Source organism: Acidiplasma aeolicum, from assembly GCF_001402945.1.
Lineage (GTDB): Archaea > Thermoplasmatota > Thermoplasmata > Thermoplasmatales > Thermoplasmataceae > Acidiplasma > Acidiplasma aeolicum.
This window is the reverse complement of sequence record NZ_LKBG01000148.1, coordinates 1-1,173: the sequence shown is the minus strand read 5'-3', so window position 1 is coordinate 1,173 and position 1,173 is coordinate 1. Positions and strand designations below refer to the sequence as shown.

Sequence of the window (1,173 nt, the reverse complement as noted above, 5' to 3'; positions counted from 1 at the left end):
CCAGGGGCTGGAAGCATGCTTGATGTCTGGTTGTACCAGTGCACACCTGTAACCTCAACAGGTGCCTGTGATGATGTAAACGCACTTTTATGGTCATTAACACCAGAATACTCATATGCAAGTAATCCTGAAGCAGCAAACATAAATACTATTAAAACAGCCAAAATTTTTTTATTCATTTAAATCACCTCTTGTGTTTTTTATAAGACTGGAGATGCCTATACTTATAATTACAAATATTATGCCTATAATGTATACCATGGTAAAGGCCCTTGATGACGGGAAATCATAGAATACAGGTATATAGTTCAATGATCCCATGCTGTATGGAAGTATTGATATTATCACAGGAACTGAATACATCGATTCAATTGATCCGGCTATTGCGGGTGCTATCGACATTCCTATTTCTCTAAAAACCGTATTCATCCCTGTGGCCTCACCGGCCCGTTCATTTGGTGTTGAAATAAGCAAAAGATTTATGACACCAACCAGAATAAAGGAAAACCCTATTCCAAGAACCACCGCAGCATATATTATGTCAAATATGGTCGACCTGAAGAATATTAACATTATAAATGAAATAAGCCCTATTGAAAGTCCGGTAATCATTGATGCCTTTGGCCCCTTTTTCTCAGTTTCCAGTGATGCAAGAGGGGCTGATACCATGGCCATAACTGTTGCCGGCAGCATTATTATGCCAGACTCAAGAATTGTTTTTCCAAATCCGGCCGGCTCTGGATCCTGAAGCAATGTGGGCACCGTGAAGAATAGGAAGTACATACCTGACATGGCAAAGAGTCCCACAAAGTTTGCTATTAACACATTTCTTTTTTTGACAAGCTGTATGTTTATAAATGGATTTTCAGCATTTGACTCATACCTTACAAAAATGTAAAACAGGATGCCTGAAAGTATGAACATTGATATTATTGTAATTGAAGTCCATCCATAGGTTTGACCCTCAGATAAACCAAATATCAGAAATACCAGTGGAATTCCAAGAAGGGCAACACCGACAAAGTCTATTTTTTCCCTTACAGGTTCCGCATAATCCTTAAGATAAAAATAGCTTAGGATAAACAGTGCAAATGCAACGGGAATTGCAGAATGATATGACCACTGCCATCCAAAATATTCGGTTATGTATGCACCTATAACAAGGCCTATTCC

The 1,173-nt window shown here is 38.6% G+C and carries 1 protein-coding gene; it reads right to left on the bottom strand.

Annotation, left to right across the window (positions count from 1 at the left end):
- Nucleotides 1-171 precede the first annotated feature (171 nt).
- Nucleotides 172-1,173: MFS transporter (locus tag AOG54_RS03815; RefSeq protein WP_055032445.1), on the bottom strand; the 1,002-nt coding region annotated here is incomplete at its 5' end.